General features: G+C 62.8%; 23 protein-coding genes and 8 tRNA genes. 17 read left to right on the top strand and 14 right to left on the bottom strand.

Annotated elements, in window-relative coordinates:
• Positions 1 to 155 precede the first annotated feature (155 nt).
• The 10 genes from pth (at position 156) to HB860_RS03710 (ending at position 3,086) form a co-directional block, all read left to right on the top strand.
• Positions 156 to 752, top strand: coding sequence for an aminoacyl-tRNA hydrolase (gene pth / locus HB860_RS03755; protein ID WP_005330168.1), 597 nt, complete (start codon positions 156 to 158; stop codon positions 750 to 752).
• A gap of 92 nt (positions 753 to 844) precedes the next feature.
• A complete protein-coding gene (gene ychF / locus HB860_RS03750; protein ID WP_005330171.1) occupies positions 845 to 1,936 on the top strand; it encodes a redox-regulated ATPase YchF in 1,092 nt (363 codons plus the stop codon).
• A gap of 235 nt (positions 1,937 to 2,171) precedes the next feature.
• Positions 2,172 to 2,248: transfer RNA gene (locus HB860_RS03745), tRNA-Met, on the top strand.
• Between the two features lie 13 nt (positions 2,249 to 2,261).
• Positions 2,262 to 2,336 (top strand) — tRNA-Gln (locus tag HB860_RS03740).
• Positions 2,337 to 2,383: 47 nt separating this feature from the next.
• Positions 2,384 to 2,458 (top strand) — tRNA-Gln (locus tag HB860_RS03735).
• 36 nt (positions 2,459 to 2,494) lie between these two features.
• A tRNA-Met gene (locus HB860_RS03730) sits at positions 2,495 to 2,571 on the top strand.
• 13 nt (positions 2,572 to 2,584) lie between these two features.
• Positions 2,585 to 2,659 (top strand) — tRNA-Gln (locus HB860_RS03725).
• Positions 2,660 to 2,806: 147 nt separating this feature from the next.
• Positions 2,807 to 2,881: transfer RNA gene (locus tag HB860_RS03720), tRNA-Gln, on the top strand.
• 36 nt (positions 2,882 to 2,917) lie between these two features.
• Positions 2,918 to 2,994 (top strand) — tRNA-Met (locus HB860_RS03715).
• Positions 2,995 to 3,002: 8 nt separating this feature from the next.
• Positions 3,003 to 3,086 (top strand) — tRNA-Leu (locus HB860_RS03710).
• A gap of 186 nt (positions 3,087 to 3,272) precedes the next feature.
• Here the strand turns inward: HB860_RS03710 and HB860_RS03705 are convergent.
• A complete protein-coding gene (locus HB860_RS03705) occupies positions 3,273 to 5,105 on the bottom strand; it encodes an SLC13 family permease (RefSeq protein ID WP_202046449.1) in 1,833 nt (610 codons plus the stop codon).
• A gap of 281 nt (positions 5,106 to 5,386) precedes the next feature.
• Between HB860_RS03705 and yqfB the strand changes: the two genes are divergently transcribed.
• The 6 genes from yqfB to HB860_RS03675 all read left to right on the top strand — a co-directional run bounded on the left by yqfB (position 5,387) and on the right by HB860_RS03675 (position 12,101).
• Positions 5,387 to 5,719 (top strand): N(4)-acetylcytidine aminohydrolase, encoded by a 333-nt coding sequence (gene yqfB, locus HB860_RS03700; protein WP_042648466.1) that lies wholly within the window; start codon positions 5,387 to 5,389, stop codon positions 5,717 to 5,719.
• Between the two features lie 88 nt (positions 5,720 to 5,807).
• Positions 5,808 to 6,728, top strand: a complete 921-nt coding sequence (locus HB860_RS03695) for an alpha/beta hydrolase (protein ID WP_247625781.1) — start codon at positions 5,808 to 5,810, stop codon at positions 6,726 to 6,728.
• A 60-nt stretch (positions 6,729 to 6,788) separates the two neighbouring features.
• A complete protein-coding gene (locus HB860_RS03690) occupies positions 6,789 to 7,169 on the top strand; it encodes a DUF1622 domain-containing protein (RefSeq protein WP_247625780.1) in 381 nt (126 codons plus the stop codon).
• Between the two features lie 249 nt (positions 7,170 to 7,418).
• The gene (locus HB860_RS03685) at positions 7,419 to 9,053 is read left to right on the top strand and encodes an alpha-glucosidase (RefSeq protein ID WP_247625779.1); all 1,635 of its coding nucleotides are present in this window, start codon (positions 7,419 to 7,421) and stop codon (positions 9,051 to 9,053) included.
• Between the two features lie 338 nt (positions 9,054 to 9,391).
• A complete protein-coding gene (locus HB860_RS03680; RefSeq protein WP_247625778.1) occupies positions 9,392 to 10,951 on the top strand; it encodes an ABC-F family ATP-binding cassette domain-containing protein in 1,560 nt (519 codons plus the stop codon).
• 10 nt (positions 10,952 to 10,961) lie between these two features.
• Positions 10,962 to 12,101 carry an MFS transporter gene (locus HB860_RS03675; protein WP_247625777.1) on the top strand — a complete coding sequence of 380 codons (1,140 nt, stop codon included), beginning with the start codon at positions 10,962 to 10,964 and terminating at the stop codon, positions 12,099 to 12,101.
• A gap of 71 nt (positions 12,102 to 12,172) precedes the next feature.
• Here HB860_RS03675 and HB860_RS03670 read toward each other — a convergent pair whose 3' ends face one another.
• Positions 12,173 to 13,537 carry an MDR family MFS transporter gene (locus HB860_RS03670; RefSeq protein WP_247625776.1) on the bottom strand — a complete coding sequence of 455 codons (1,365 nt, stop codon included), beginning with the start codon at positions 13,535 to 13,537 and terminating at the stop codon, positions 12,173 to 12,175.
• Positions 13,538 to 13,709: 172 nt separating this feature from the next.
• Here HB860_RS03670 and HB860_RS03665 point away from each other — a divergent pair, with 172 nt between their 5' ends.
• On the top strand, positions 13,710 to 14,306 hold the full coding sequence (locus HB860_RS03665) for an HAD family hydrolase (protein ID WP_247625775.1): 597 nt from the start codon (positions 13,710 to 13,712) through the stop codon (positions 14,304 to 14,306).
• Positions 14,307 to 14,313: 7 nt separating this feature from the next.
• Here the strand turns inward: HB860_RS03665 and HB860_RS03660 are convergent, their stop codons facing one another.
• The 12 genes from HB860_RS03660 to rpe all read right to left on the bottom strand — a co-directional run bounded on the left by HB860_RS03660 (position 14,314) and on the right by rpe (position 23,915).
• The gene (locus HB860_RS03660; protein WP_139435663.1) at positions 14,314 to 14,529 is read right to left on the bottom strand and encodes a hypothetical protein; all 216 of its coding nucleotides are present in this window, start codon (positions 14,527 to 14,529) and stop codon (positions 14,314 to 14,316) included.
• Positions 14,529 to 14,780: a hypothetical protein gene (locus HB860_RS03655; protein WP_247625774.1), complete on the bottom strand. Its 252-nt coding sequence runs from the start codon at positions 14,778 to 14,780 to the stop codon at positions 14,529 to 14,531. The genes HB860_RS03660 and HB860_RS03655 overlap by 1 nt, the downstream gene beginning before the upstream one ends.
• 81 nt (positions 14,781 to 14,861) lie before the next feature.
• The gene (locus HB860_RS03650) at positions 14,862 to 15,122 is read right to left on the bottom strand and encodes a hypothetical protein (protein ID WP_247625773.1); all 261 of its coding nucleotides are present in this window, start codon (positions 15,120 to 15,122) and stop codon (positions 14,862 to 14,864) included.
• A gap of 186 nt (positions 15,123 to 15,308) precedes the next feature.
• Positions 15,309 to 16,106, bottom strand: coding sequence for a DUF1338 domain-containing protein (locus tag HB860_RS03645; protein ID WP_247625772.1), 798 nt, complete (start codon positions 16,104 to 16,106; stop codon positions 15,309 to 15,311).
• Between the two features lie 69 nt (positions 16,107 to 16,175).
• Positions 16,176 to 17,645 (bottom strand): succinylglutamate-semialdehyde dehydrogenase, encoded by a 1,470-nt coding sequence (gene astD, locus HB860_RS03640; RefSeq protein WP_247625771.1) that lies wholly within the window; start codon positions 17,643 to 17,645, stop codon positions 16,176 to 16,178.
• Positions 17,646 to 17,710: 65 nt separating this feature from the next.
• Positions 17,711 to 18,730, bottom strand: coding sequence for an arginine N-succinyltransferase (gene astA, locus HB860_RS03635; protein ID WP_139435675.1), 1,020 nt, complete (start codon positions 18,728 to 18,730; stop codon positions 17,711 to 17,713).
• 75 nt (positions 18,731 to 18,805) lie between these two features.
• Entirely contained in the window at positions 18,806 to 20,023 is a 1,218-nt protein-coding gene (locus HB860_RS03630) for an aspartate aminotransferase family protein (protein WP_247625770.1), read from the bottom strand.
• Positions 20,024 to 20,301: 278 nt separating this feature from the next.
• Positions 20,302 to 20,883, bottom strand: coding sequence for an aminodeoxychorismate synthase component II (locus HB860_RS03625; protein ID WP_247625769.1), 582 nt, complete (start codon positions 20,881 to 20,883; stop codon positions 20,302 to 20,304).
• Between the two features lie 344 nt (positions 20,884 to 21,227).
• Positions 21,228 to 21,443 (bottom strand): hypothetical protein, encoded by a 216-nt coding sequence (locus HB860_RS03620; RefSeq protein ID WP_106887541.1) that lies wholly within the window; start codon positions 21,441 to 21,443, stop codon positions 21,228 to 21,230.
• Between the two features lie 123 nt (positions 21,444 to 21,566).
• A complete protein-coding gene (gene trpS, locus HB860_RS03615; protein WP_025326158.1) occupies positions 21,567 to 22,571 on the bottom strand; it encodes a tryptophan--tRNA ligase in 1,005 nt (334 codons plus the stop codon).
• Between the two features lie 17 nt (positions 22,572 to 22,588).
• Complete coding sequence (locus tag HB860_RS03610) at positions 22,589 to 23,254, bottom strand: phosphoglycolate phosphatase (RefSeq protein WP_005329960.1); 666 nt, start codon at positions 23,252 to 23,254, stop codon at positions 22,589 to 22,591.
• Positions 23,244 to 23,915, bottom strand: coding sequence for a ribulose-phosphate 3-epimerase (rpe, locus tag HB860_RS03605; RefSeq protein ID WP_247625768.1), 672 nt, complete (start codon positions 23,913 to 23,915; stop codon positions 23,244 to 23,246). The genes HB860_RS03610 and rpe overlap by 11 nt, the downstream gene beginning before the upstream one ends.
• Positions 23,916 to 24,164: the final 249 nt, after the last annotated feature.

Below are 24,164 nucleotides of genomic sequence, written 5' to 3'. Positions count from 1 at the left end.
CAGGCCCGTTTTGGCGATCGTTGACACCCGGTTCCCGGGTTATTCCCCCCGCTCGCCGAGCTTTGGTTGAGTGATCGCCACTCGGCGGCTAGAATATTGCGTCCCATTGCCCCGGGCCATCCGCTCATGGCAAGTAGCGAGTGAAGACATCAAGCGTGACCCATCAAATCAAACTGATTGTCGGGCTGGGTAATCCCGGCCCCGAATATGCCAAGACCCGCCACAACGCGGGGGCCTGGTATGTGGAGCAGTTAGCCCGCTGGCACAATGTCAGCCTGCGCGAAGAGCCCAAGTTCTTCGGCCACACCGCCCGCTTCCTGGTGGAGGGGCAGGATGTGCGGCTGCTCATCCCGAACACCTACATGAACCTCTCCGGCAAGGCGGTGGCGGCCTTGGCCCGCTTCTACCAGATAGTCCCGGAGGAGATCCTGGTGGCCCACGACGAACTGGACCTGCCCCCCGGCATCGCCAAGTTCAAGCAGGGCGGCGGTCACGGCGGCCACAACGGCCTGAAAGACATCATCGCCAGGATGGGCAACAACAATAACTTCTTCCGGCTGCGCCTCGGGATAGGTCATCCCGGTGCCAAGGAGCTGGTCGCCGGTTTCGTGCTGACCAAGGCGCCCAGCAGTGAACAGAGCCTGATCGAGGCCGCACTGGATGAGTCTTTGCGCGCCACCGACATCCTGTTCAAGCAGGACATGACCAAGGCCATGAACCGGCTGCACAGCTTCAAGGCCGAGAAAGTCTGAATACAGATGCCTGACATGAGTCAGGCTCGCACAATATGACAGGGCTGCCCGCGTGGCCCCTCAACAGCATCCATCACGTAAGGTAACAATTCATGGGTTTTAAATGCGGTATCGTGGGCCTGCCCAATGTAGGCAAATCCACCCTGTTCAATGCGCTGACCAAGGCCGGCATCGAAGCCGCCAACTTCCCGTTCTGCACCATTGAGCCGAACACGGGTGTGGTCCCCATGCCGGATCCCCGCCTCGACCAGCTGGCGGCCATCATCAACCCCCAGCGCGTGGTGCCGACCACCATGGAGTTCGTGGACATCGCCGGTCTGGTGGCGGGCGCCTCCAAGGGCGAGGGTCTGGGCAACCAGTTCCTGGCCAACATCCGCGAGACCGAAGCCATAGGTCACGTGGTGCGCTGCTTCGAGGACGAGAACATCATCCACGTGGCGGGCAAGGTCTCCCCGGCCGATGACATCGAGGTGATCAACACCGAACTGGCCCTGTCGGATCTGGACGCCTGCGAGCGCGCCATCCACCGTCAGTCCAAGCGCGCCAAGGGCGGCGACAAGGATGCCAAGCTGGAAGTGGAGACCCTGGAAAAGATTCGGGTTGCCCTGGAAAACGGCCAGATGATCCGCGGCATGAAGCTGGACAAGGAAGAGCTGGCGGCCGTTGCCCACCTCAACTTCCTGACCCTGAAACCCACCATGTACATCGCCAACGTGGCGGAAGATGGCTTCGACAACAATCCCTTCCTCGACAAGGTGCGTGAGATCGCCGCCGCCGAGAACGCCGTTGTGGTGGTGGTCTGCTGCGCCATCGAGGCGGACATCGCCGAGCTGGACGACGCCGACCGCGCCGAGTTCATGGCCGATCTGGGGATCGAAGAGCCGGGCCTGAACCGGGTGATCCGCTCAGGTTACGAGCTGCTGAACCTGCAGACCTACTTCACCGCCGGGGTGAAGGAAGTGCGCGCCTGGACCATTCCGGTCGGCGCCACCGCCCCGCAGGCGGCGGGCAAGATCCACACCGACTTTGAAAAAGGCTTTATTCGCGCCCAGACCATCGCCTTCGACGACTTTATCACCTACAAGGGTGAGCAAGGCGCCAAGGAAGCGGGCAAGATGCGCGCCGAAGGGAAAGACTACATCGTCAAGGATGGCGATATCATGAACTTCCTGTTCAACGTCTAACCCCATGAGAGGCCAGCATTTGCTGGCCTCTTTGTTATGGTCGCAGGTTGCGGATCTGCTGCCAAATGTCGCAAAAAAAACCAGATTGTTGGGCTTTTGCGCGACAGCGTCCAATAACTCGCCAAACGCACCCAAATTCGGTTTTTCTGGCAAAAAAAGGGTTGACGCCCCAGAGCCAGATACGCATAATTCCGGCCGCACAGTGACGAGGCAACGACTCACTGGAAGCACGGTTGGCTATGTAGCTCAGTTGGTTAGAGCATCGCACTCATAATGCGAGGGTCACAGGTTCGAATCCCGTCATAGCCACCATTAATCATTCAGTTGGGGTATCGCCAAGCGGTAAGGCAGCGGGTTTTGATCTCGCCATCCCTAGGTTCGAATCCTAGTACCCCAGCCATTTTTAAAAGTTCTTTGGCCAGTCTCATGACTGTCGAGGAGCACTGTTGGGGTATCGCCAAGCGGTAAGGCAGCGGGTTTTGATCTCGCCATCCCTAGGTTCGAATCCTAGTACCCCAGCCATTTTTACTTGTTTTCGACGAGAGTCGGTCACAAGACGGCTATGTAGCTCAGTTGGTTAGAGCATCGCACTCATAATGCGAGGGTCACAGGTTCGAATCCCGTCATAGCCACCATTAATCATTCAGTTGGGGTATCGCCAAGCGGTAAGGCAGCGGGTTTTGATCTCGCCATCCCTAGGTTCGAATCCTAGTACCCCAGCCATTATTGCCGTTCATCGAACTTGTCGGTGAACACTGTGGTAAACGTAAGAGGTTTTTAATCTCGTCAACGTTCCTAGGTTCGTATCCTAGTGCCACAGCCATTTTTAAAAGTTCTTTGGCCAGTCTCATGACTGTCGAGGAGCACTGTTGGGGTATCGCCAAGCGGTAAGGCAGCGGGTTTTGATCTCGCCATCCCTAGGTTCGAATCCTAGTACCCCAGCCATTTTTACTTGTTTTCGACGAGAGTCGGTCACAAGACGGCTATGTAGCTCAGTTGGTTAGAGCATCGCACTCATAATGCGGGGGTCACAGGTTCGAATCCCGTCATAGCCACCATTAATATTGCGGAAGTGGCGAAATTGGTAGACGCACCAGATTTAGGTTCTGGCGCCCTAGGCGTGAGAGTTCGAGTCTCTCCTTCCGCACCATCAAGGCAGTACCAAACAGACCAGCTCATGCTGGTTTTTTTGTGCCCGGATTTCAGCCCTTGTCTCCTCTCCTTCCCTGCCGTTCTCCCTGCTCACTGGCTTGTCAGCCCAGGACCTCCCCCGCAGCGGCGGGATTGATGGCCACTAAAAAGCGGCCCGCAGGCCGCTTGTCTCTGTTTCCCCTTGTCAGAACGGGAAGAACCAGGGAATGGCGATGACGCTCACCACCATCACCAGCAGGGTAAAGGGCACGCCCACGCGGATGAAGTCCATGAACTTGTAGTTGCCGGGCCCGAGCACCAGGGTATTGACCGGTGAGGAGACCGGCGTCATGAAGGCCGCCGAGGCGGCAATGGCGATGGTCATGGCGAAGGGATAGGGAGAGACCCCCATCTGCTGGGCCGTACCGAGCGCAATGGGGGCCATCAGCACAGCGGTGGCGGTGTTGGAGATGAAGAGCCCGATGGCCGCACAGAGAACGAACAGGCTGGCCAGCATGACACGGGGCCCCATCTCCCCCACCGCCGAGATCAGCCCGCCGACGATGAGGTCCACCCCGCCGGTCTTCTGCAACGCCAGGGCGAAGGGCAACATGCCGACGATCAGGATCAGGGTCGGCCAGTGGATGGACTTGTAGGCGCTTTCCATGTCGATGCAGCGGAACTTGCCCATCAGCAGGCAGGCGATGATCGCCGCTATGACGTTGGGCACGGGATCCGTCACCATCAGCACTATCATGACCGCGAGGGCGATCAGGGCGTGGATGGCCTGGCTGCGGGCCGGCGCCATCTCGTCCACCTCGGCGGGCAGGCCGAGCAGCAGGAAATCCCTGTGGTGGGTCTGCAACTGGCGAATGAGGCTCCAGTTGCCCACCACCAGCAGGCTGTCCCCCATCAGCAGCGGCTCATCCACCAGCTTGCCGGTGAGCGCCTCGCCGTTGCGGCGGATCCCCACCACGCTCAGGCCGTAGCGGGAACGGAAGGTCACCTCGCGGATGCTCTTGCCGAGCAGCCGGGATCCCGGAATGAGGGAGACCTCGGCCATGCCCACCTCCCGCGCCTGATCCGAGAAGTACTCCCCGCGCAATATCATGGGTTCGAGCCGCGCCTCGCTGCAAAACTCCCGCACATCTACCTCGGGGTCGGACATGTCGATAAGCAGCACGTCCTTGGCCTGGAACTCGGTGACGCCGGAGACGGTCACCATCACCCGCCGAAACTTGCGCCAGCGCTCCAGCCCGATGACGTTGGCCCCGAAGCGGGCACGCAGTTGCAGCTCGTCCAGGGTCTGGCCTATCAGGGGAGAGTCGGGGCGGATCGCCAGGCGGCGCGCCCGGCCGGCCAGGCGATAGTCGCGGATGAGATCGCGCATTGTGCTGCGCCCCGCCTGCTTGCCCTTGCCCTCTTCCCCCTCGTGCACCAGACGGTGACGCATCAGCAGCATGTAGATCACCCCCAGCCCGAGGATCAGCACCCCCATGGGGGTGAAACCGAAGAAGCCGAAGCCCTGGATGCCATGGCGCATCAGCTCGCTGTTCACCACCATGTTGGGCGGCGTGGCCACCAGCGTCATCATGCCGCTGATGAGACCGGCAAAGCCGAGGGGCATCATCAGCCGTCCCGCCGGGATCCCCATCCGGTTCGCCACGCTCAGCACCACGGGGATGAAGATGGCCACCACCCCTGTGCTGCTCATCACGGCCCCCAGGGTCGCCACCGCCACCATCAGCAGCACCAGCAGCCGGGTCTCGCTGCTGCCCGCCACCTTCACCAGGGCATCCCCCACCTGGTAGGCGATGCCGGTGCGCACCAGCCCCTCCCCCACCACGAACAGGGCGGCGATCAGGATGACGTTGGGATCGCTGAACCCCGCCAGCGCCTGTGGCAGCGTCAGGGTGCCGCTCAACACGAACAGGATGATGATCAACAAGGCCACCACATCCATGCGCACCCTGTTGGTAATAAACAGGAAGATGGCGCCCACCAGCATACTGAGCACCCAGATCAACTCGGAATTCACACTCGCTCCTTTCGTTCATGTCCGCCGGGCGGAGAACCGCGCCAGACGCCATCAGACCACAGCCAGTCCCCCTCCATTTTGTTACATATCAAGAAAGAGGAGCCCACATCATCGCACATTCGGGTTCAGTTGCGGCCACTTTGCAGGGCAGAGCAAGGGCGCCGGCGCCCGCCCCTCGCACGCCCGGGCAAAAAGTGCTGCGCGCCCTCAATGACGCACCTAGAATGGGCCAGCCGCTGGCTGATCCGGCCCCTGCCCACCCCTTGTCCTTCGGAGAGAAGATGTCTGTTCACACCCCAACCTACCCGGAATTCACCTTCTTCGGCCGCTTCGTCGCCGATATCCAGTCCGGCCGCAAGACCATCACCATCCGCGACGAGAGCGAGGCCAACTGGCAGCCCGGCCAGCGGCTCGCGCTCTTCACCAATCCGGAGCACCAGCCCTTTGGTGCCATAGAGGTGCTCTCGGTCACCCCCGTGGCCTTCGATGAGCTGACCGACGAGCACGCTCGCCAGGAGAACATGACCCTCGCCGAGCTCAAAACCGTCATCCGGGACATCTACCCCGCACTGCCGCCGCTCTATGTGATTGAATTCACACTGATTGAAGCCTGATTTTGTGAGCTGCCTCAGCTAACGCCGGTTGCGCTCCCGGGCCAAAAGCGCACAATACCTGTTTTTATATACAGTTGATGGGTGCGTTATGGATACACAACTTGAACCGGCCATTGCGGCCATGGTGGCGGATTTCATTGCAGCAGGTCGCCCCAAGGCAAGCAAGCTAAGCTGGCAGGCCAGGCGTGAGGGCTATCTTGCCTCTGCCGTCTTGGGGGGCGAGCGGGCAGAGGTGGGCGCCATCGAAGAGTGGCAGGCCGATCACTACGCCATCCGGCTCTACCAGCCCAAGTGCCCCCCTTGCCCCGCCTATCCGGTGCTGATCTATTTCCACGGCGGCTGTTTCGTCAGCGGGGATTTCGAGACCCACGATCGCCAGATGCGGATGCTGTGCAACAGCGCCCATGCCCTGGTGTTTGCCGTGCACACCCGCCTCGCCCCCGAGCATACCTATCCTGCCGCCCATGACGACGCGCTGGCAGCGACCCTCGCCATCCTGGCCGCGCTGCCGCAGTGGCACGGCGATCCCGGGCGGGTCGCACTCGCAGGCGACAGTGCCGGTGGCCACCTCGCCCTGGTCACCACCTTGCGGCTCAAGGCGGCGGGAGCACCACTGCCCGCCGCCCAGATCCTCATCTATCCCATGCTCGATGCTGCGGGCGACAGTGACAGCTATCAACAGCTCGGTGAGGACTACCTTATCACCCGTGACATGCTGCTCAGCGGATTTCAGGCCTATCTGGGCGAGCTGCCCGCCAGCCATCCCGAGGCGAGCCCGCTGCACCATCCTGATCTTGCGGGGCTGCCGCCCACCCATATCCTCACGGCCGAGTACGATCCCCTGCGTGACGAGGGGGAGGCCCTCTATGGCAAACTGCTGCAAGCCGGTGTCACGACTACCTGTCAGCGACAGCTCGGGGTGATCCACGGTTTCTTCCAGCTGGCGGGCATCAGCCCTGCGGCCCGTCATGCCATCGCGCAGGTCGCCATGCTGCTCAAGGGGCTCTGAGTTGGATCCGGCCCCATGCCGTGCTAAAAGTGTCTCTTTTGAATCAGCGAGGTAATCCCAGTGTTTGAGATAGCGAGCCTGAAAGAGGGCATGATGCACGGGGTCGAGCTGTTCCAGCTGCTGCTGGAGATCATCTCCATCGCCTGCGTGGTGATTGGGCTTGGCAAGACCCTCTGGCTGGCGGCGCGGGTGCGGGATCACGAGCCCGGTTTTCCGCGCATTCGCCTCTGCTTCGGCAGCTGGCTCATCCTGGCCCTGGAGTTCCAGCTCGCCGCCGACATCCTGGCCACCACGGTCGCGCCGAGCAAGGAGGAGCTCGTCCGCCTCGCCATCATCGCGGTGATCCGCACCTTCCTGAACTACTTCCTCGGCAAGGAGCTGGACGCCCAGGCCGAGCGTCAGCGGGCACCCGGCGCCGGACAGACCGAAGCGACCCGATAAGGGCCCATGGCGGCGACCATATGAGTTCGCCGCCATCCCGACCACGCTCTGGTCGGGATGGCGCTGTTGTGACCCTGCCCGCAGTTTTGGCAATCAGCCAATAATGGAACCCTTTTCAAGGCCCTCCCCACCCTGTCGTCCCCGACGCCCTCTGCGTAACATGGCAGGACCACTTCGCCACCGGCCGCGCTGATGCATCCTCACCCCGTTTTCGCTCTCGAGCAGTGCGTTATCTACCAGATCTACCCCATGAGTTTTCAGGACAGCGACGGCGATGGCATGGGGGACATCAACGGCATCCGCCAGCGCCTGGACTACCTGGCGACGCTCGGGGTCGACCTGCTCTGGCTCACCCCTGTCTATCGCTCCCCCAGGCGGGACAACGGCTACGACGTGGCGGATTACCGCGCCATCGACCCCGCCTTCGGCACCCTGGCGGAGATGGACTCGCTCATTGCCGAGGCGGCCGCCCACGGCATGGGCATCATGATGGACATAGTCGCCAACCACACCTCCACCGAACATCAGTGGTTCAGGCAGGCGCTGGCGGGGGATCCCCGCTATCAGGCCTACTACGTCTTTCGAGACCAGGCCTTCGTCGATGCCCACCCGGTGGACTCCATCTTCGGCGGCAGCGCCTGGGAATTCGTGCCTGCGCTCGGCAGCTACTACCTGCACAACTTCGATGCGAGCCAAGCCGATCTGGACTGGGACAACCCGGCGGTGCGGGCCGAGATGGCGGAAGTGATCAACTTCTGGCTGGCCAGGGGCATCAAGGGGTTTCGCTTCGATGTGATCGACATGGTGAGCAAAGAGTGGTCGCCCCTTGCCATGAGCAACGGCCCCCGCCTGCACGACTATATCCGCGAACTCAATGCCGCCAGCTTCGGCGGCAAGGGGATCATCACGGTCGGTGAAACCTGGGGGGCAGATCTGGCCCAGATGAGGCGCTATTCGAACCCGGATGACAGCGAGTTCAGCATGGTGTTCAACTTCGAGCACCTGGGGCTGGGGCAGGGCAAATGGACCTCCCGCTTTGACCCCCTCACCTTCAAAGGCGCCATGGCCCGCCACCAGAGCGGGCTGCACGGCCAAGGCTGGAACAGCCTGTTTCTGGGTAACCACGACCTGCCCCGCGCCGTCTCCCGCTTCGGCAACGACAGCGCCGAATGGCGCGAGCTGAGTGCCAAGCAGTGGGCCCTGGTGCTGCACATGATGCAGGGCACCCCCTTCATCTATCAGGGGGAGGAGCTTGGCATGACCAATCGCCGCTGGCAGCCAGATGAGCTGCGCGATGTGGAGGCCATCAACTACAGCGCCAGCCAGCCGGATCTGGCGCCCGCCGAGCTCGCCCGCCGCCTCGATGCCATCGGCCGCGACAACGCCCGCACACCCATGCAGTGGGACTCGGGCCCCCGGGCCAGTTTCAGCACGGCAGAGCCCTGGATCGCGCTCAACGCCAACCACGTTGAAATCAACGCCGCCGAGCAGCTGGCCCGCCCCGACTCCCTGTTTCACTGCTATCGCCGGCTGATTGCATTGCGCAAGGCCCACCCCGTCATTCGCCATGGCGACTTCGAGCTGCTGGATGGAGACGATCCCCTGCGTATCGGCTATCGCCGCCGGTGGCGGGATCCCGCCACCGGCCAGACGCAAGTGCTGCTGCTGCTCGCCAATCTCACCGCAGACCCCTTGCCCATGCCCCATTTTGACAAGCTAGCCAGCGGCGCCAGTTTGTTGATGGGCAACTACCCCGGCCAGCCAGAGTGCTGCTTTGCCCCCTACCAGACGGCGGTCTGGCTTCTCGTGGAGCCCGCCATGGCGCTCCCGCCAGACCCCCATAGAACCGAGCTGAGCAGGCCTGGTCAGGGGCGTTCGGGTTGACTCTCCCCCGGGATCTGCGTATTTTGCGTCCAGATTTCATGTTGGACTGCTCTGCAATGTTGTACATCCTGTTCAAATGCTCTGTCAGGAGGCTGTGCTCCGTGCACTAACACGATGAAGTGTTGCCCGGAGCCCATCTCTTCTGAATCTTCATCAGATAGCGCTTGCGCCCTCCAGAGAGGGAGGCGACCCCGCATCTGATGAGAACAGGAAAAAGGCCGGCGAGATGCTTCATCGCCGGCCTTTTTGTTTCTGATCTTCAGGACAAAGTTTCAATATTGCTTGAAACGGGGGCCGGTACGCCAAGTACCGCCCCCGTTTTTTATGGATATAGCACCATGAGTCTGCTCAGCATTCACCATCTGACCTGTCACCTCGGTGACAAGACACTGTACCAGGACGCCAGCTTCACCCTGCTTCCCCGCGAACATATCTGCATCAGCGGCAGGAACGGCGTCGGCAAAAGCACCCTGCTCAAGCTGCTCCAGGGGGAGCGCCAGCCTGACGCCGGGGATATTCTCTGGCAGCCCGGTCTTGACCGGGGCTATCTCGACCAGCATGCCCAGCTGGACGGGCAACTGACGATACGGGCATATCTGCAAACGGCCTTTGCCCCCCTCTATCGGGCCGAGGCGGAGATGATGGCCATCTATGCCAGTCCGGCGCGCTGTGCCCAACCCCATCAGCTGGCCCTGGCCGCCAGCCTCCAGACCACCCTGGAGAGCCAGTCGTTTTACCAGATAGAGAGCCGGATCGACGAGGTGGCCGCCGGCCTTGGCCTCACCCAGCTCGGCATGCAGACCCGCCTGGCCAATCTGAGCGGCGGCCAGCGCCACAAGGTGATGCTGGCCGGCTTGCTGCTGCGCTCGCCGGATCTGCTGCTGCTCGATGAGCCGACCAACTACCTGGACAGCGCCCACGTCGCCTGGCTGGCAAGCTACCTGGAGGGCTTCGCGGGCGCCTTCCTGGTGGTCTCCCACGACAGGGATTTCGTGAACCGCATCGCCACCGGCATCTGCGATATCGATCGCCTGCAGCTTCGCAAATACCAGGGCAACCTCGACAAGGCCATGGCCCAGAAGGGGGCGGATGATGTCGCTCACGCCCGGCAATACCAGGCGCAGCAGAGGCAGATCGACAAGCTGGAGCGGTTCATCGCCAAGAACGGCGCCGGGGTCAACGCCAGCATCGCCAACGGTCGCAAGAAGCAGCTGGCGCGCATCGAGCGCCTGACCAGCCCGGAGCGGGACAAGGGGGTCTCCCTCGCGTTTCGCAGCGCCGGGGGCGGCGGCCAGCAGGTGCTCGCCGCCTCTGAACTGGTCATCGGCCATGATCGCGCGCTGCTGGCGCCCCTGACCCTGACCCTCAGCCGGGGGGAGAAGGTGGTGATCGCCGGGTTCAACGGCGTCGGCAAGTCCACCCTGCTCAAGACGCTGGCGGGGGAGCTGGCCCCCCTGGGCGGTGGGCTCAGTCTCGCCCCCGGGGTCAAGGCGGGCTACTTCGAACAGGCGCTGCACTGGCCCCATCCGGATGCCAGCCCGCTCGCCCTGGTGAAGGCCGCCTGCCCCGCCCTCGATGACAAGGGCGCCAGGCTGCATCTGGCCCGGGTCGGCATCACGGGCAAGCTGGCACTGCAACCGATCGCCGCCCTGAGTGGCGGGGAGCAGACCAGGGTGAAACTGTGCCGTCTGGCCCTGCAACCCAGCAACCTGCTGCTCCTGGACGAACCGACCACCCACCTGGATGCCGCCCTCAAGGCGGCCCTGCAACAGGCGTTGCAGGACTATGCCGGGACTGTGGTGGTGGTCTGCCACGAGCAGGCCTTCGTGGCCGGCTGGCCGGATCGGGTGCTGGACATTCACGCCCTCGCGGCCACCAACTCGGTATCACATGCGTAAGGTGAAGATCATGTTATTGAAAGTATTGCTCTTTTTTATTGCGTTCCTGGTGGGTGCCGATGAGCTGATGCTGGGCCCCCTGCTGACTCCCATAGGCCGGGAGCTGGGGGTCCAGCCCGAGCGGGTCACGCTGTTCATCACCGCCTACAGCCTGGCGCTGGCGCTGATCGCCCCCCTGCTCGGCAGCCTCTCGGATCGCCTCGGCAGGGTGAGCATCATGCTGCCCGCCGCCCTGCTGTTCGGGGCCGCCTCCCTCGCCACCGGCCTGGTCGATGGCTTCGAGTGGGGGCTGGCAAGCCGGGTGCTCACCGGCCTCGCCAGTGCCGGCATGCTGCCCATCGCCTTTGCCCTGGCGGCAGACGGCACTGGGAGGGATGCCATGAAGCGCATTGCCTGGGTGCAGTCCGGCCTGACGCTGGGCATGATAGCGAGCCCGGCACTGGGGGCGCTGCTCGCGCAGTGGCACTCCTGGCGCGCCGCCTTTATCCTGCTCGGCCTCTGTGCCTGGGGAGTGGCGGCGGCCCTGGCCCTGTTGCCCGCCGGCAGGTCTTTGGCAGACACATCGGCGCCGCAGCAGGAGGAGAAGGGCGTCCGCCTGCTGGCCATCCCGGGGGCGGTCGGCGCCCTGCTGGCCATGTGCCTGGGCCTGGGCGGCGGCATTGGCCTGTTCAATCTGGTCGGCCAGCACCTGCGCGACACCCTGGGTCTGTCGATGGGGTCTGTGGGGCTCCTCTATGGGGCTCTCGGCATCATCAGCGTCATCGGCAACCTGCTGATGCCCCGCTTGTCTGGCCGGGTCGAGAGCGGGCGCGTCCTGATGCGCCTGGCCCTGGTGGTCTGCGTGCCGGTCAGCGTCGGCTTCTATCTCTCTCCCGCCTCACTGCCTGCCCTGCTGCTGCCGCTCGGACTGTGGGCGCTGGCGGGCGGCATAGGATCCCCCGCCCTGCAGGGCCACATTGCCGGGCTCTCGTCGGCCCACAGGGGCATGCTGATGTCGCTGGCGATGACCATGATGCACCTCGGGGTGGCGCTCTGGTCCGCCGTCGCCGGGTTTGCCTACAGTGCGGGGCCTGTGGCCCTGGCACTGCTGGCCATGGCGCTCTTTGGCGGGGCCATCGTCGCCCTGCGCCCCGTCCGACCCGGGGCCTGATGGGCAGATCCGCACTATCACACGCAAACAAGGGCTCCCTCGGGAGCCCTTTTTCGTCTCAAGGGAGCGCATCAGGCCGGGATGCTGGCCAGCTCGTGGCGCTTCAACGCCAGCAACGTGATGAGGAAGGCGGCGCTGGCGATCAGCGCCATGCCCACATAGGTGGCGCTGAACCCCGGGGCCAGCTCGGCCGGGCTCAGGCTCGCCAGGTTGTGGCTGGTCCCGGCCGGCAGGGCCCCGTGGAACAGCACGGCGCAGATGGCCACCCCGACCGCGCCCCCCAGCTCGCGACCGAAGTTGAACAGGGACATGCCGATGCCGCGATCTTCCCGCGGCAGGGCGTTTTGCACCACCACAGAGAGGGCCGGCAGCACCAGTCCCAGCCCCAGACCGGCGAAGCCCAGCCCCAGATTGGCAAAGAGATCGAAATGGATCTGCCACAGCGCCAGCGCCGCCAGGGCGAAGCCCGCCACCACGAAGCGCTTGTAATGACCGGAGTGGCCGATCAGCTTGCCGCCGACGAAGGCCCCCGCCGTGATGCAGACCATGAAGATCACCATGTAGAGGCCGCTCTCGCTGGCCCCCATCCCCTTCTGCCACTGCATCTGCAGCGGCAGGTAGACCAGCACGGCGAACATCAGCAGTTGCGAGGCCAGCGCCAGCAGCACGCTCACCAGATAACCGGGCAAGCGGGCCAGATGGGCGGGCAGTATGGGGTCGTGGGCGCGCCGCTCCACCAGGATCAGCAGCAGCAGGGCTATCGCCAGTCCTGCCGCCAGCCAGATGGCAGGCAGAGCTGTCTCGGGCGAGAGCAGCAACAGGCTCAGCGTGGTGACTGTGATCAGCAGCGCCGCCCCCTTCCAGTCGAAGCGACTGTGGCGGCGCACATTGAGGTGGCCCAGATTGCGGTTCACCAGCCAGAGCGCCAGGGCCCCGAGGGGCAGGTTGATCCAGAAGATCCAGCGCCAGCTCAGCTGCTCGGTGAAATAACCCCCGAGCAGGGGGCCGGCGATGCTGGAGACCGCATAGACCGCCGAGATGTAGCCCTGATACTTGCCCACCTCCCGCGGGGGAATGCAGTCGGCGATGACGGTGAAGGCGAGCGCGATCAGGCCACCGCCCCCCAATCCTTGCAGCACACGAGCCGCCAGCAGGGTCGGCAGATCCTGGGCCAGGGCGCAGGCCACCGACCCCGCCAGAAACAGGCCTATGCCGATGTTGAGCATCCGCACCCGGCCGAACAGATCGCTCAGCTTGCCGTAGATGGGCAGGGCGGCGGTGGCCGCCAGCAGGTAGGCGGTCACCACCCAGGTGAGGGCGGCGCCGGCGTTCAGCTCGGCTCCTATGATGGGCAAGGGGGTGGTGACTATGCTCTTTTCCAGTGAGCCCAGGGCGATCACCAGGGCCACGCTTGAGAAGACGGTTTTTGGGGACATAAAAGAGGCTCGCTACAGTGAGTTGCCGGCACCCGAGGCGCAGAGCGCATTATTGTCTCATAAATCAGCAGCCCATGGTCAAACCCGCCGCCTGCCCAGGCCATGACGGCGGTCGCGGCATCCGGGGAGCGGATCTGGTACTGTGCTCTTTTGGCCGAGGAGGAAGTACCCCATGTCCGAGCAGTTCCAGTTTGAGCAATACGACGCCCTGATCTTCGATATGGACGGCACCCTGGTGGACTCCATGCCCCTGCACCTGGATGCCTGGGAAACCACCAGCGCCGAGTTCGGCCTGCCGTTCGATCGGGCACTGCTCAACGAGTACGGTGGCATTCCCACCCGCAAGATAGTGGCCATGCTGGCCGAGCAGCACGGGCTGGCCATCGACGTGGAGGCCTTCGCCCGCCGCAAGATAGCCCTCTACCTGGAGCGGATCGACAAGGTCCGCGTCTTCCCCGCCATGTGGGAGCTGGTCAAGCGCTGCCACGGCAAAGTGCCCATGGGCATAGGCACAGGCTCAACCCGGGATCATGCGACGCACATACTGAGAAATACCGGCCTCGATGCCTTCATCCCCGTGCTGGTGAGCGCCGACGACGTGACCAACCACAAGCCCCATCCCGACACCTTCCTGAGAGTGGCCGAGCTGCTCGGCGCCAACCCGGCCAACTGCCTGGTGTTTGAAGACACCCCCATCGGCATCCAGGCGGGCAAGGCTGGCGGCATGACCACCTTGCTGGCCACCGAAGGGGCGCTGCAACGGGTGTGAGACCGGGTTAGCGAAGCCCCCGCCACTGCTGCCAGAGTCCGCCAAGGAAGGCGAGCAGGAAGAGGCCCAGGGCCATCTCCCAATGGAAAGTGAAATAGAGATCCGCCGGCAGGGACGCCAGATAGATAAACAGGACGCTGAACAGGCCGCGACAGAGCGGCCCTTTCAAGACAGACCAGCGCAGCAGCGTGGCAACGCCGGCCCCCTTGCCAGACAGGGCCATCAGCTCATCCCCAGCAGGCCGAGAATGCCGGCGACTGTGTACCACGGATTGTGCACCCTGCGCTCCTCTTCCAGCGCCTCATGATCCTGCAACAGCATCAGCGCCTCGGCCGGGGTATCGGCAAAAGAGGGGGCAACGACAGTCACAAACCCCTGCTCGACCAGTTGGCGACGCTCATCGTCATAACCGACCGCCCAGGTATCGAGATAGGTAAATGACCGGCCTTGTTTGAAGAAGTGATAGCGAGACATGGTGGGCTCCGAGGCATTGGACCCCCACTCTACACCGGCGGTTGCAAACTGGCTCACCCCGAATGGGTAGCCAGCTCACACTCAGTTTGCCGTCACCTCATCCTCCCCTTCCCCCTTGTCGCCGCCAGGGGCAGCGCCCGTCGGCCTGGCAAAGCCCAGCTTGGCCATGCAGCCGTCAAATTCGGCCTCCCCCGGTTTGCCACTCTCCTCGCAGCTCTCGAACGCCGCCTTCATCTCGGCCGACATCTCGCGGGGTGGCTTGGGCGGGGTGCGGCTGCCCTGATCCGCCGCCATGGCGATGCAGGTAACCAGGGACAACAGCAGGGGCAGAACAATCTTCATGGCATGACTCCGTGCAACGAGTGTCATCGACCGGCAGAGGGCGGCGATGGCCCGGCAGTCCGGGCGGGATCATGCTAGCGAATAACGCGGCGCTTCGGGGTCAAGGGGGCGTAAAGGGGGCGTAGGCCAGGCGCAAAGTGCCATAAAAAAACGCCCCGTCCGGGGCGTTTTTACCAACAACCGCCGTTACATGGCGTTGGTGGATTCGAAGATCTTGTCCGCCGACGCCTCGACGAAGCCCGGGTAGAGCACGCCATCCGGCTGCGGGTAGCGCAGGGCAAACTCGTAGAAGCAGCTCGGTATGGTGCGCACGCCGTCGCTGAAGGGCACCTCGGCCTTGTCCGCCATGGTGGAGGATTGCTCCAGCATCACCTGGGGATCCCCCTTCACCTCGCCGCCGACGGTATTGAGCACGAAGCCCGCCGCCTTGAGCGCTGCATTGACCTGCTGGATGGTGTCGAAGTCCTTCAGGCGGTTGATGTTGACGGTGAAGTGGTTGGCACGATAGCCCCAGGCGGCCATCCAGGCGGCATACTCGCTCTCCGCCAGCAGGGTCTGGTAGTCGGCGTGGGAGACCTGCCAGGGGGCGCCGGCGTAGAGGAAGGCCGGGGTGTCGGTCAGGTGGTCGGGCACCTGATCCACCAGCTTGTGGATGATGGCCTGGGCGCCTTCGGAGAGCTCTTCCACCTTCAGCTCGCTGATGAACACCTTGGGGGCATCGGGATCGGCATGTTCGAAGTGCTTGGCATAGAGCTTCTTGGCCTTGAACACATACTCGCCCTTCTCCTCGTACCCCAGGGCACGGAAGTGGGCCGCCAGTTTCTCGAGACCGAGCTTGGGCAGGTTGTAGGTCCGAAACGCCACGTGATCGTTGATGATGGGGGCACCGCCCCCCAGCAGTTGGTGAACCTTGTGGGCACTGGGGGTGACTTGAATGTAGTTGTCCCACAGATGGCCAAACAGGGTCTCGATATCCTTTTGCATCTCTCTTTCCTTTGATTGCGGGTACAGACAAGGGCACCTGTTCAGTGCCCCTCTTTTATTTTCTTGTTATCAGAAGGTCAGACCGGGAGACAGCTGATCCGGCATGCTCGCCTTGCTGTCTTCTACCGAGGCAACCGGGTACGCACAGTAGTCGGCGGCGTAGTAGGCGCTCGCCCTGTGGTTGCCGGAGGCACCGATACCGCCGAAGGGCGCGGCGCTGGAGGCGCCCGTGATGGGCTTGTTCCAGTTGACTATGCCGGCGCGGATCCGCTTGAAGAAGTGGTTCCAGTCCGCCTCGTTGTCGCCGAGCAGGCCGGCGGAGAGGCCGAAGCTGGTGGCGTTGCCCTGGTCGATGGCGGCATCGAAGTCGTCGTAGCGGATGAGCTGCAGCAGCGGGCCGAAGTACTCTTCATCCGGCAGCGCGCTGACCGCGGTCACGTCTATGATGCCCGGAGAGACGAAGCCGGTGCCCGCTTCCAGGTGCTTGAGGCTGAGCAGGCTCTCGCCGCCGAGCGCTTGCAGCTTGGCTTGTGCCTCGACCATGCCGAGCGCCGCCTTCTCGCTGATCATGGCGCCCATAAAGGGCTGCTCGGCGGCGTCATAGAGACCGACCCTGATCTGGCCGACCACCTCTACCAGGCGCCTGACCAGGGCATCGCCCTGGGCGCCGCGCTCCACGAACAGGCGGCGGGAGCAGGTGCAGCGCTGGCCGGAAGTAATAAAAGCAGACTGGACGATGGCATGGACAGCGCCGTCGATGTCGCTCACATCCTTGACGATGAGCGGGTTGTTGCCCCCCATCTCGAGGGCCAGGATCTTGCCCGGCTGGCCGGCAAACTGCTGGTGCAGGAAGTGGCCGGTGCGGGACGAGCCGGTGAAGAAGAGGCCGTCGATGTCCGGATTGCCGGCCAGCGCCTTGCCTGTCTCCACTTCGCCCTGCACCAGATTGAGCACCCCCTTGGGCAGCCCAGCCTCCTGCCAGATCTTCAGCATGGCCTCGGCCACCATGGGGGTCAGCTCGGAGGGCTTGAACACCACCGCATTGCCGGCGATGAGCGCAGGCACTATGTGGCCGTTGGGCAGGTGGCCCGGGAAGTTGTAGGGGCCGAACACGGCGACCACGCCGTGGGGCTTGTGGCGCACGAACGCCTTGGCACCGGGCATCGGGTTCTCCACCGTGCCGGTACGCTCGTCATGGGCGCGGATGGAGATGGCGATCTTGCCCTGCATGGCCGCCACTTCGGTGCGAGTCTCCCACAGCGGCTTGCCGGTTTCCCGGGCTATGGTCAGGGCCAGTGCCTCCTTGTGCTCGCCGAGCAGATCGGCATAGCGGCGCACTATGGCCAGACGATCCTCGAGGGCCAGATCGGACCAATGGTAGAAGGCCGCGCGGGCAGCCTTGACGGCGGCGTCCACCTGGGCTGCGCTCGCAGCCTCCCCGCGCCAGATCACTTCGTTCCTGGCCGGATCTTTTGATTCGAACGGCTTGCCTTCACCGGCCAGCCACTGGCCATCGATAAACTGGACTAAAGACATCATCAATTCACTCCCTGTGGTGCACAGGCCGCCTCGGCAGCCTGCTTCAATGCGGTGATATGGACCCGTTATTCCAGATCGACGACCCGCACCATGTCGCCATTCTCCACCTTGAGGGCGGCCGCCATCTTGGGCGGAATGATGACTTCGTGCTTGTCCAGATCGACCCGGATGTTGCCGTAGCAGGCGCGGTATTGCTCGAACCTGGTGTTGCAGATGAGGTAGGTGTGACCGCCGATGGGCTCGCCCACCAGCACCGCCAGCTTCTGGCTGCGGCGCACGCTGCGGATGTGCTTCACGTCGCATTCGACGGTGGGGCCGGCATCGAAGATGTCGACATAGCCACGGTTCACGAAGCCCTCGTCCTGCAGCATCTTGATGGCCGGGCGGGTCTTCTCGTGGGTCTGGCCTATGACGGCCCGCGCCTCGTTGCTCAGCAGGTTCACGTAGATGGGGTACTTGGGCATCAGCTCGGCGATGAAGCGCTTCTTGCCGATGCCGGTGAGGTAATCGACGGTGGGAAAGTCCATCGAGAAGAAATGCTTTTGCAGCCACTCGTAGAAGGGGCTGTGACCGTTCTCATCGGAGACGCCGCGCATCTCGGCGAAGACGGTCTTGTCAAACAGCTCGGGGTGCTCGGCCATGAACAGGAAGCGGTGCTTGGAGAGCAGACGGCCATTGAGCCCCTCGCGGGCACATTCGCGCAGAAACAGGGTGCACAGCTCGGAGTTGCCGGTGTAGTCGTTGGAGAGCGTGAGCGTCTCCACCACGTTGTAGATGCCGAGCTTGGGGGAAGAGTGCACCACCTTGCCGATGTGGTAGTTGTAAAACGGCTGGGACAGGCCGACCGCCGCGTCTATGGCGCAGGTACCGACCATCTCGCCGGTCTCCAGGTCTTCGGCCACGAAGAAGTAGAGGCAATCGCCCTTGCCGGCGGGCTTGTCCAGGAAGGTCTGGGTCGAGGCATCGATCTTGCGTTGCAGCAGTTCATCGTTGACCGGCAACGAGGTCATGCCGGTGCCGGATTCGATGGCACAGGTCTTGAGGCCGGCGAAGTCGCGCTGCTCGATAGGACGGATAACCAACATAAATGACAACTCCCTTTCATTGACGACAGGTGGGGTCCCGGCTCCTGCCGGGAGGGCTCCCCACCTCAACTTGGATCAGGCGTTGACCACCTGAGCAACCGCTTTCTCAAACCGTGCCAGCCCTTCCTTGATGTCCGCTTCCGGGATCACCAGGGAGGGGGCGAAACGCACCACGTTGGTGCCTGCCACCAGCGCCATCAACCCCTGGTCGATGGAGGCCAGCAGGAAGTCACGGGAGCGTCCCTTGTAGTCATCGTTCAGCACGGCACCCAGCAGCAGGCCCTGACCACGCACTTCGCTGAAGCAGTGGTACTTGGCGTTGATGGCGGCGAGACCGTCACGGAACAGTTGCTCGCGCTGCTTGATGCCGCTCAGCACCTCCGGGGTGTTGACCACGTCCAGCACGGCTTCGGCCACGGCGCAGGCCAGCGGGTTGCCGCCGTAGGTGGAGCCGTGAGTGCCCACTTTCAGGTGAGAGGCGATCTCGGTGGTGGTCAGCATGGCGCCGATGGGGAAGCCGCCGCCGAGCGCCTTGGCGCTGGTGAGGATGTCCGGCGTGACGCCAAGGCCCATGTAGGCGAACAGCTCGCCGGTACGACCGACCCCGGATTGCACCTCGTCATAGATCAGCAGGGCATTGTGCTTGTCGCACAGCTCGCGTACCCCTTTGGCAAACTCGTCGGTGGGGCTGATGATGCCGCCCTCCCCTTGCAGCGGCTCCATCACCACGGCGCAGGTATTGTCGGAGATGACGGAGGCAAGCTCAGCCAGATCGTTGTAGGTCACGTGAGTGATGTCGGCGGGCTTGGGACCGAAGCCATCGGAGTAGGCCGCCTGGCCGCCGACGCTCACGGTGAAGAAGGTGCGACCGTGGAAGCCCTGGTGGAAGGCGATGATCTGGGTCTTGTGGGCACCGAACTTGTCGATGGCGTAACGACGGGCCAGCTTGAGGGCGGCTTCGTTCGCTTCGGCGCCGGAGTTGCAGAAATAGACCTTCTCGGCAAAGGTGGCGGCGACCAGCTTCTTGGCCAGGCGCAGGGCCGGCTCGTTGGTCATCACGTTGGAGAGGTGCCACAGCTTCTCGCCCTGGGTTTTCAGGGCTTCGACCAGCTTGGGATGGCAATGGCCCAGACCATTGACCGCGATCCCGCCCGCGAAGTCGACATACTCGCGGCCTTCCTGATCCCAGACACGTGATCCCTCACCGCGCACCGGAATGATCTTGGCGGGCGCATAGTTGGGAACCATCACTTCATCAAACACTTCACGTGTCACTGCCAACAACTCTGACATATTGCTCTCCTGCTAGCTCGCGGCAGAATAATCCACCGCCCAAAAGTTAAATCCGTGTAAACGTGGCGGAATTATCACAGAAAAAAAGTAAAAAGTCTGTAACTTAACCGCCAATGAGGAACAATGTTCGATTGCCCGTGAGATTTTAGGCAACCGCATTGCATAACGGCTCAGGGGGTGTTGGCAAGAGATAATTTGGGCAGGAAGCAGGGTGAATAAAGTGTCAGGGAAAAGTTTTTTGGCCTCATTTCGATTATGAGACGAGGATCACGATTTTTTCAGGAAACGGCCAAAAAGTTGGCCAGCAACTGGTGGCCCTGATCGCTCAAAATACTCTCCGGATGGAACTGAACCCCTTCCAGCGCCACTGTTTTATGGCGCAGCCCCATGATCTCGTCCATGGAGCCATCGGCGTGTTCGCTCCAGGCGGTCACCTCGAAACAGTCGGGCAGGGTTGCGCGCTCCACGATGAGGGAATGGTAGCGGGTGACCCGCAGTGGATCCTTGAGCCCCTTGAACACCCCCTCCCCCGTATGGCGGATGAGGGAGGTCTTGCCGTGCATCACCTGACGGGCACGGACCACATGGGCGCCGAACGCCTGGGCCAGGGACTGGTGACCGAGGCATACCCCAAGAATGGGTATCTCACCGGCAAAACGGGAGATGGCCGCCAGCGAGATGCCCGCCTCGTTCGGCGTGCAGGGGCCGGGAGAGATCACCAGATGGCTTGGGGCAAGCCGGGCTATCTCTTCAAGGCTGAGCTCGTCGTTGCGCCTGACCACCACCTCCTGGCCCAGGGCGCCGAAATATTGCACCAGGTTCCAGGTAAAGGAGTCGTAGTTGTCGATGAGTAACAGCATGCAAAAGCCCTGAGAAGGAAGTCGAGGCGGTGATCGGACAGCCCATTGTGGCTATCTACGGACAAACGCCGCGCATTCTGGCATGTCTGCCCGGGTTAATAAACCGCTGAGGGGCTGTCGCACGGGTATGGAGACGGCCTCTTTACTACAAGATTAACTGTCTGTCAGCTCGACGGCATTGCCCCATGCAACCCATGCCCTTTAGCAGGGAGGCAAACGAGAGCAGGCAGAAGACGCCGGATAGCCCATGACTGGACTGGGGAAAAGGCGAAGCAAGGCGCGAGGGCCAAAAGCGGGGTGTGAAATGGCGGCCCATCGGCAGATGGGCAGAGCCCGGGAGCGCCTCAGCGATCCAGATAACGCCCCTGCTCCAGCTCGCGCTCGCGCTGGCATTCGGCCAGATAGATGGCGGCGGCGATGGCCGGGGTCTTGTGGTGCTTGTCGATGGCATTGGAGACCATCAGCTGCAGGGTGTTGAGGTTCTTGGCCTTGCGGAACTTGCGCAGCCAGTGGCCCTTGTCACTCAGTTCTTCAATCACTGTATTTGATTCGACAGACATGCTTTCTCTTGGGGCAAGCGCCCGCGTTTGACATTGGAATAGGAGATGACGAACCAGGGGTCGGGTAAAACAAAGAAAGCCAGGCAAATACCCAGCTCTCTACAACTACACCTTCCCAGTATGTCAGGCTCGAGGAACGAAGCCGACAACATCATATACGCTGATCAGGGTTTTTTCAGCCCTTTCCCGCGCCTTTTGTGCGCCAGCCGCCAAAATTGCCTGCAGATGAGTCTCATCCTGACGCAGCTCGCGGAAGCGGGCCTGGATGGGCTCCAGCAGGGCGACCACGGCATCGGCCGTCTCGCTCTTGAGGTGGCCATACATCTTGCCCTCGAAGTGCTGCTCGAGCTCGGGGATGGAGCGACCAGTCACCCCGGACATCAGGGTCAGCAGGTTGGAGACCCCTGGCTTGTTCTCGGGATCGAAGCGCACCACGGCCGGCTCGTCGGAGTCGGTCATCGCCCGCTTGATCTTCTTGACGATCTGCTTGGGATCTTCCAGCAGGCCGATGAAGTTCGCCTCGTTGTCGTCGGACTTGGACATCTTCTTGGTGGGATCCTGCAGGCTCATCACCCGGGCACCGTCGGTCGGGATGAAGGGCTCAGGCAGGGTGAACACCTCGCCGTAGAGGTTGTTGAACCGGGTACAGATGTCGCGGGTCAGCTCCAGATGCTGCTTCTGGTCGTTGCCGACCGGCACCTGGTTGGCCTGATAGAGCAGGATGTCCGCCGCCATCAGCACCGGATAGCCGAACAGGCCGACGTTGACATTGTTCTCGAAACGGGCGGACTTGTCCTTGAACTGGGTCATGCGCGACAGCTCGCCCATCTGGGTGTAGCAGTTCAGGATCCAGCCGAGCTCGGCGTGCTGAGGCACGTGGGACTGGATGAAGACGGTGCTCTTGGCCGGATCTATGCCGACCGCCAGATAGAGGGCAGCGGCATCCAGGCACGCCTTGCGCAGGGCGGCAGGCTCCTGGCGGGTGGTGATGGCGTGCAGATCGACGATGCAGTAGAGGCAGTCGAAGTCATCCTGCATGTTGACCCACTGACGCAAGGCTCCCATGTAGTTGCCTATGGTCAGCTGGCCCGAGGGTTGGGCCCCGCTCAATACGATTGGTTTAGCCATGAATGTGTTGATCCTTGTTATTCAGCCAACAGGGCATCGAGCTCTGCAAACTGCTCGCATACCCAGTCAGGGCGGGAATCTGCGATGGGACGGCCATAGTTGTAGCCGTAGGTGAGCCCCACCACCTTCATGCCGGCAGCCTGGGCGGCCAGCACATCATTTTCGGAGTCCCCCACCATCAGGGTGCGGGACGGGCTGACCCCAAGCTCGTGGCAGGCGTGCAGCAGCGGATCCGGGCTCGGCTTCTTGACGGGCACGCAGTTGCCCCCCAGCCAGAGAGCGAAACAGTCGCCGATGCCGAGGGCATCCAGAATGGGCTGCACGAAGTGACTCGGCTTGTTGGTCACCACGGCCTGCCGGTAACCGAGCGCCTGCAGGCGACGCAGGCTCTGCTCCACCCCGTCATACATGGCCAGCCCTTGCAGCAGGCAAGCCTGATAGTGCTGGTCGAACAGGGGGCGGGCCTTGGCAAACAGCTCGGGCGCCTCGCGGTAGTCCAGCGCACGCTGGATCAGCTTGTCGGCGCCGTTGCCGACCCAGGTGCGTACCACGGCCTCATCGGCCTCGGCCAGCCCCAGATCGGTCAGGGTGCGGTTGACTGCCAGCGCCAGCTGGGAGGCGCTGTCAATCAGGGTGCCATCCAGATCGAACAGTACCAGATCGAAGGGACGTTCAACGGACATGAGCCAGCTCCGCCCGCATCTGGTCGATCACCGCCTTGTAATCCGGCTTGCCGAAGATGGCGGAGCCCGCCACGAACATGTCAGCCCCGGCGGCAGCGATGTCGCGGATGTTCTCCACCTTGACGCCACCGTCGATCTCGAGGCGAATGTCACGGCCGCTCTCGTTAATCAGGCGACGCACCTGACGCAGCTTGTCGAGGGTGCCGGGGATGAAGCTCTGACCACCAAAGCCCGGGTTCACCGACATCAGCAGGATCACGTCCAGCTTGTCCATCACGTACTCCAGGCAGGTGAGCGGCGTGGCCGGGTTCAGCACCAGACCGGCCTGGCAACCCTGCTCCTTGATGAGACCCAGGGTACGGTCCACGTGATCGGAGGCTTCCGGGTGGAAGGTGATCAGGTTGGCACCCGCCTTGGCAAAATCGGGCACGATGCGATCCACCGGCTTGACCATCAGGTGCACATCGATGGGAGCCTCGATGCCGTAGTCACGCAGGGCCTGGCAGACCATGGGGCCTATGGTCAGGTTGGGGACATAGTGGTTGTCCATCACGTCGAAGTGCACCACGTCGGCTCCGGCGGCCAGCACCTTGGCCACATCCTCGCCCAGACGGGCAAAGTCGGCGGAGAGGATAGAGGGGGCAATCAGAAAGTCTTTCATCAGCGTCATCCATTGGCAGCGTGGCAGAAAAAGCGGCGCAATTTTACCGCAAACGTGGAATGAAAACGACCCGCAAGTGCAGAAGACGCAAGCAGCGAGTCTCACCGCAAACACGGAATGAAAACGACCCGCAAGTGCAGAAGACGCGGACCACGAGTCTCACCACAAACACGGAATGAAAACGACCCGCAAGTGCAGAAGACGCGGACCGCGAGTCTCACCGCAAAGGTGGGATGAACACGACCCGCA

The sequence above is a fragment of the Aeromonas genomosp. paramedia genome (assembly GCF_023093515.1).
Lineage (GTDB): Bacteria > Pseudomonadota > Gammaproteobacteria > Enterobacterales > Aeromonadaceae > Aeromonas.
Note: the sequence above shows the minus strand (reverse complement) of the source record. Positions and strands in the feature narration are given on the sequence as shown.

Coding starts and splice junctions, on each gene's coding strand:
- HB860_RS03680 (WP_247625778.1), top strand. CDS start 9,392: ATGAGTCTGCTCAGCATTCACCATCTGACCTGTCACCTCGGTGACAAG.
- HB860_RS03665 (WP_247625775.1), top strand. CDS start 13,710: ATGTCCGAGCAGTTCCAGTTTGAGCAATACGACGCCCTGATCTTCGAT.
- yqfB (WP_042648466.1), top strand. CDS start 5,387: ATGTCTGTTCACACCCCAACCTACCCGGAATTCACCTTCTTCGGCCGC.
- HB860_RS03650 (WP_247625773.1), bottom strand. CDS start 15,122: ATGAAGATTGTTCTGCCCCTGCTGTTGTCCCTGGTTACCTGCATCGCC.
- HB860_RS03675 (WP_247625777.1), top strand. CDS start 10,962: ATGTTATTGAAAGTATTGCTCTTTTTTATTGCGTTCCTGGTGGGTGCC.
- HB860_RS03610 (WP_005329960.1), bottom strand. CDS start 23,254: ATGTCCGTTGAACGTCCCTTCGATCTGGTACTGTTCGATCTGGATGGC.
- HB860_RS03645 (WP_247625772.1), bottom strand. CDS start 16,106: ATGCAAAAGGATATCGAGACCCTGTTTGGCCATCTGTGGGACAACTAC.
- HB860_RS03620 (WP_106887541.1), bottom strand. CDS start 21,443: ATGTCTGTCGAATCAAATACAGTGATTGAAGAACTGAGTGACAAGGGC.
- HB860_RS03670 (WP_247625776.1), bottom strand. CDS start 13,537: ATGTCCCCAAAAACCGTCTTCTCAAGCGTGGCCCTGGTGATCGCCCTG.
- HB860_RS03695 (WP_247625781.1), top strand. CDS start 5,808: ATGGATACACAACTTGAACCGGCCATTGCGGCCATGGTGGCGGATTTC.
- rpe (WP_247625768.1), bottom strand. CDS start 23,915: ATGAAAGACTTTCTGATTGCCCCCTCTATCCTCTCCGCCGACTTTGCC.
- HB860_RS03660 (WP_139435663.1), bottom strand. CDS start 14,529: ATGGCCCTGTCTGGCAAGGGGGCCGGCGTTGCCACGCTGCTGCGCTGG.
- astD (WP_247625771.1), bottom strand. CDS start 17,645: ATGATGTCTTTAGTCCAGTTTATCGATGGCCAGTGGCTGGCCGGTGAA.
- HB860_RS03655 (WP_247625774.1), bottom strand. CDS start 14,780: ATGTCTCGCTATCACTTCTTCAAACAAGGCCGGTCATTTACCTATCTC.
- astA (WP_139435675.1), bottom strand. CDS start 18,730: ATGTTGGTTATCCGTCCTATCGAGCAGCGCGACTTCGCCGGCCTCAAG.
- trpS (WP_025326158.1), bottom strand. CDS start 22,571: ATGGCTAAACCAATCGTATTGAGCGGGGCCCAACCCTCGGGCCAGCTG.
- HB860_RS03625 (WP_247625769.1), bottom strand. CDS start 20,883: ATGCTGTTACTCATCGACAACTACGACTCCTTTACCTGGAACCTGGTG.
- HB860_RS03685 (WP_247625779.1), top strand. CDS start 7,419: ATGAGTTTTCAGGACAGCGACGGCGATGGCATGGGGGACATCAACGGC.
- ychF (WP_005330171.1), top strand. CDS start 845: ATGGGTTTTAAATGCGGTATCGTGGGCCTGCCCAATGTAGGCAAATCC.
- HB860_RS03630 (WP_247625770.1), bottom strand. CDS start 20,023: ATGTCAGAGTTGTTGGCAGTGACACGTGAAGTGTTTGATGAAGTGATG.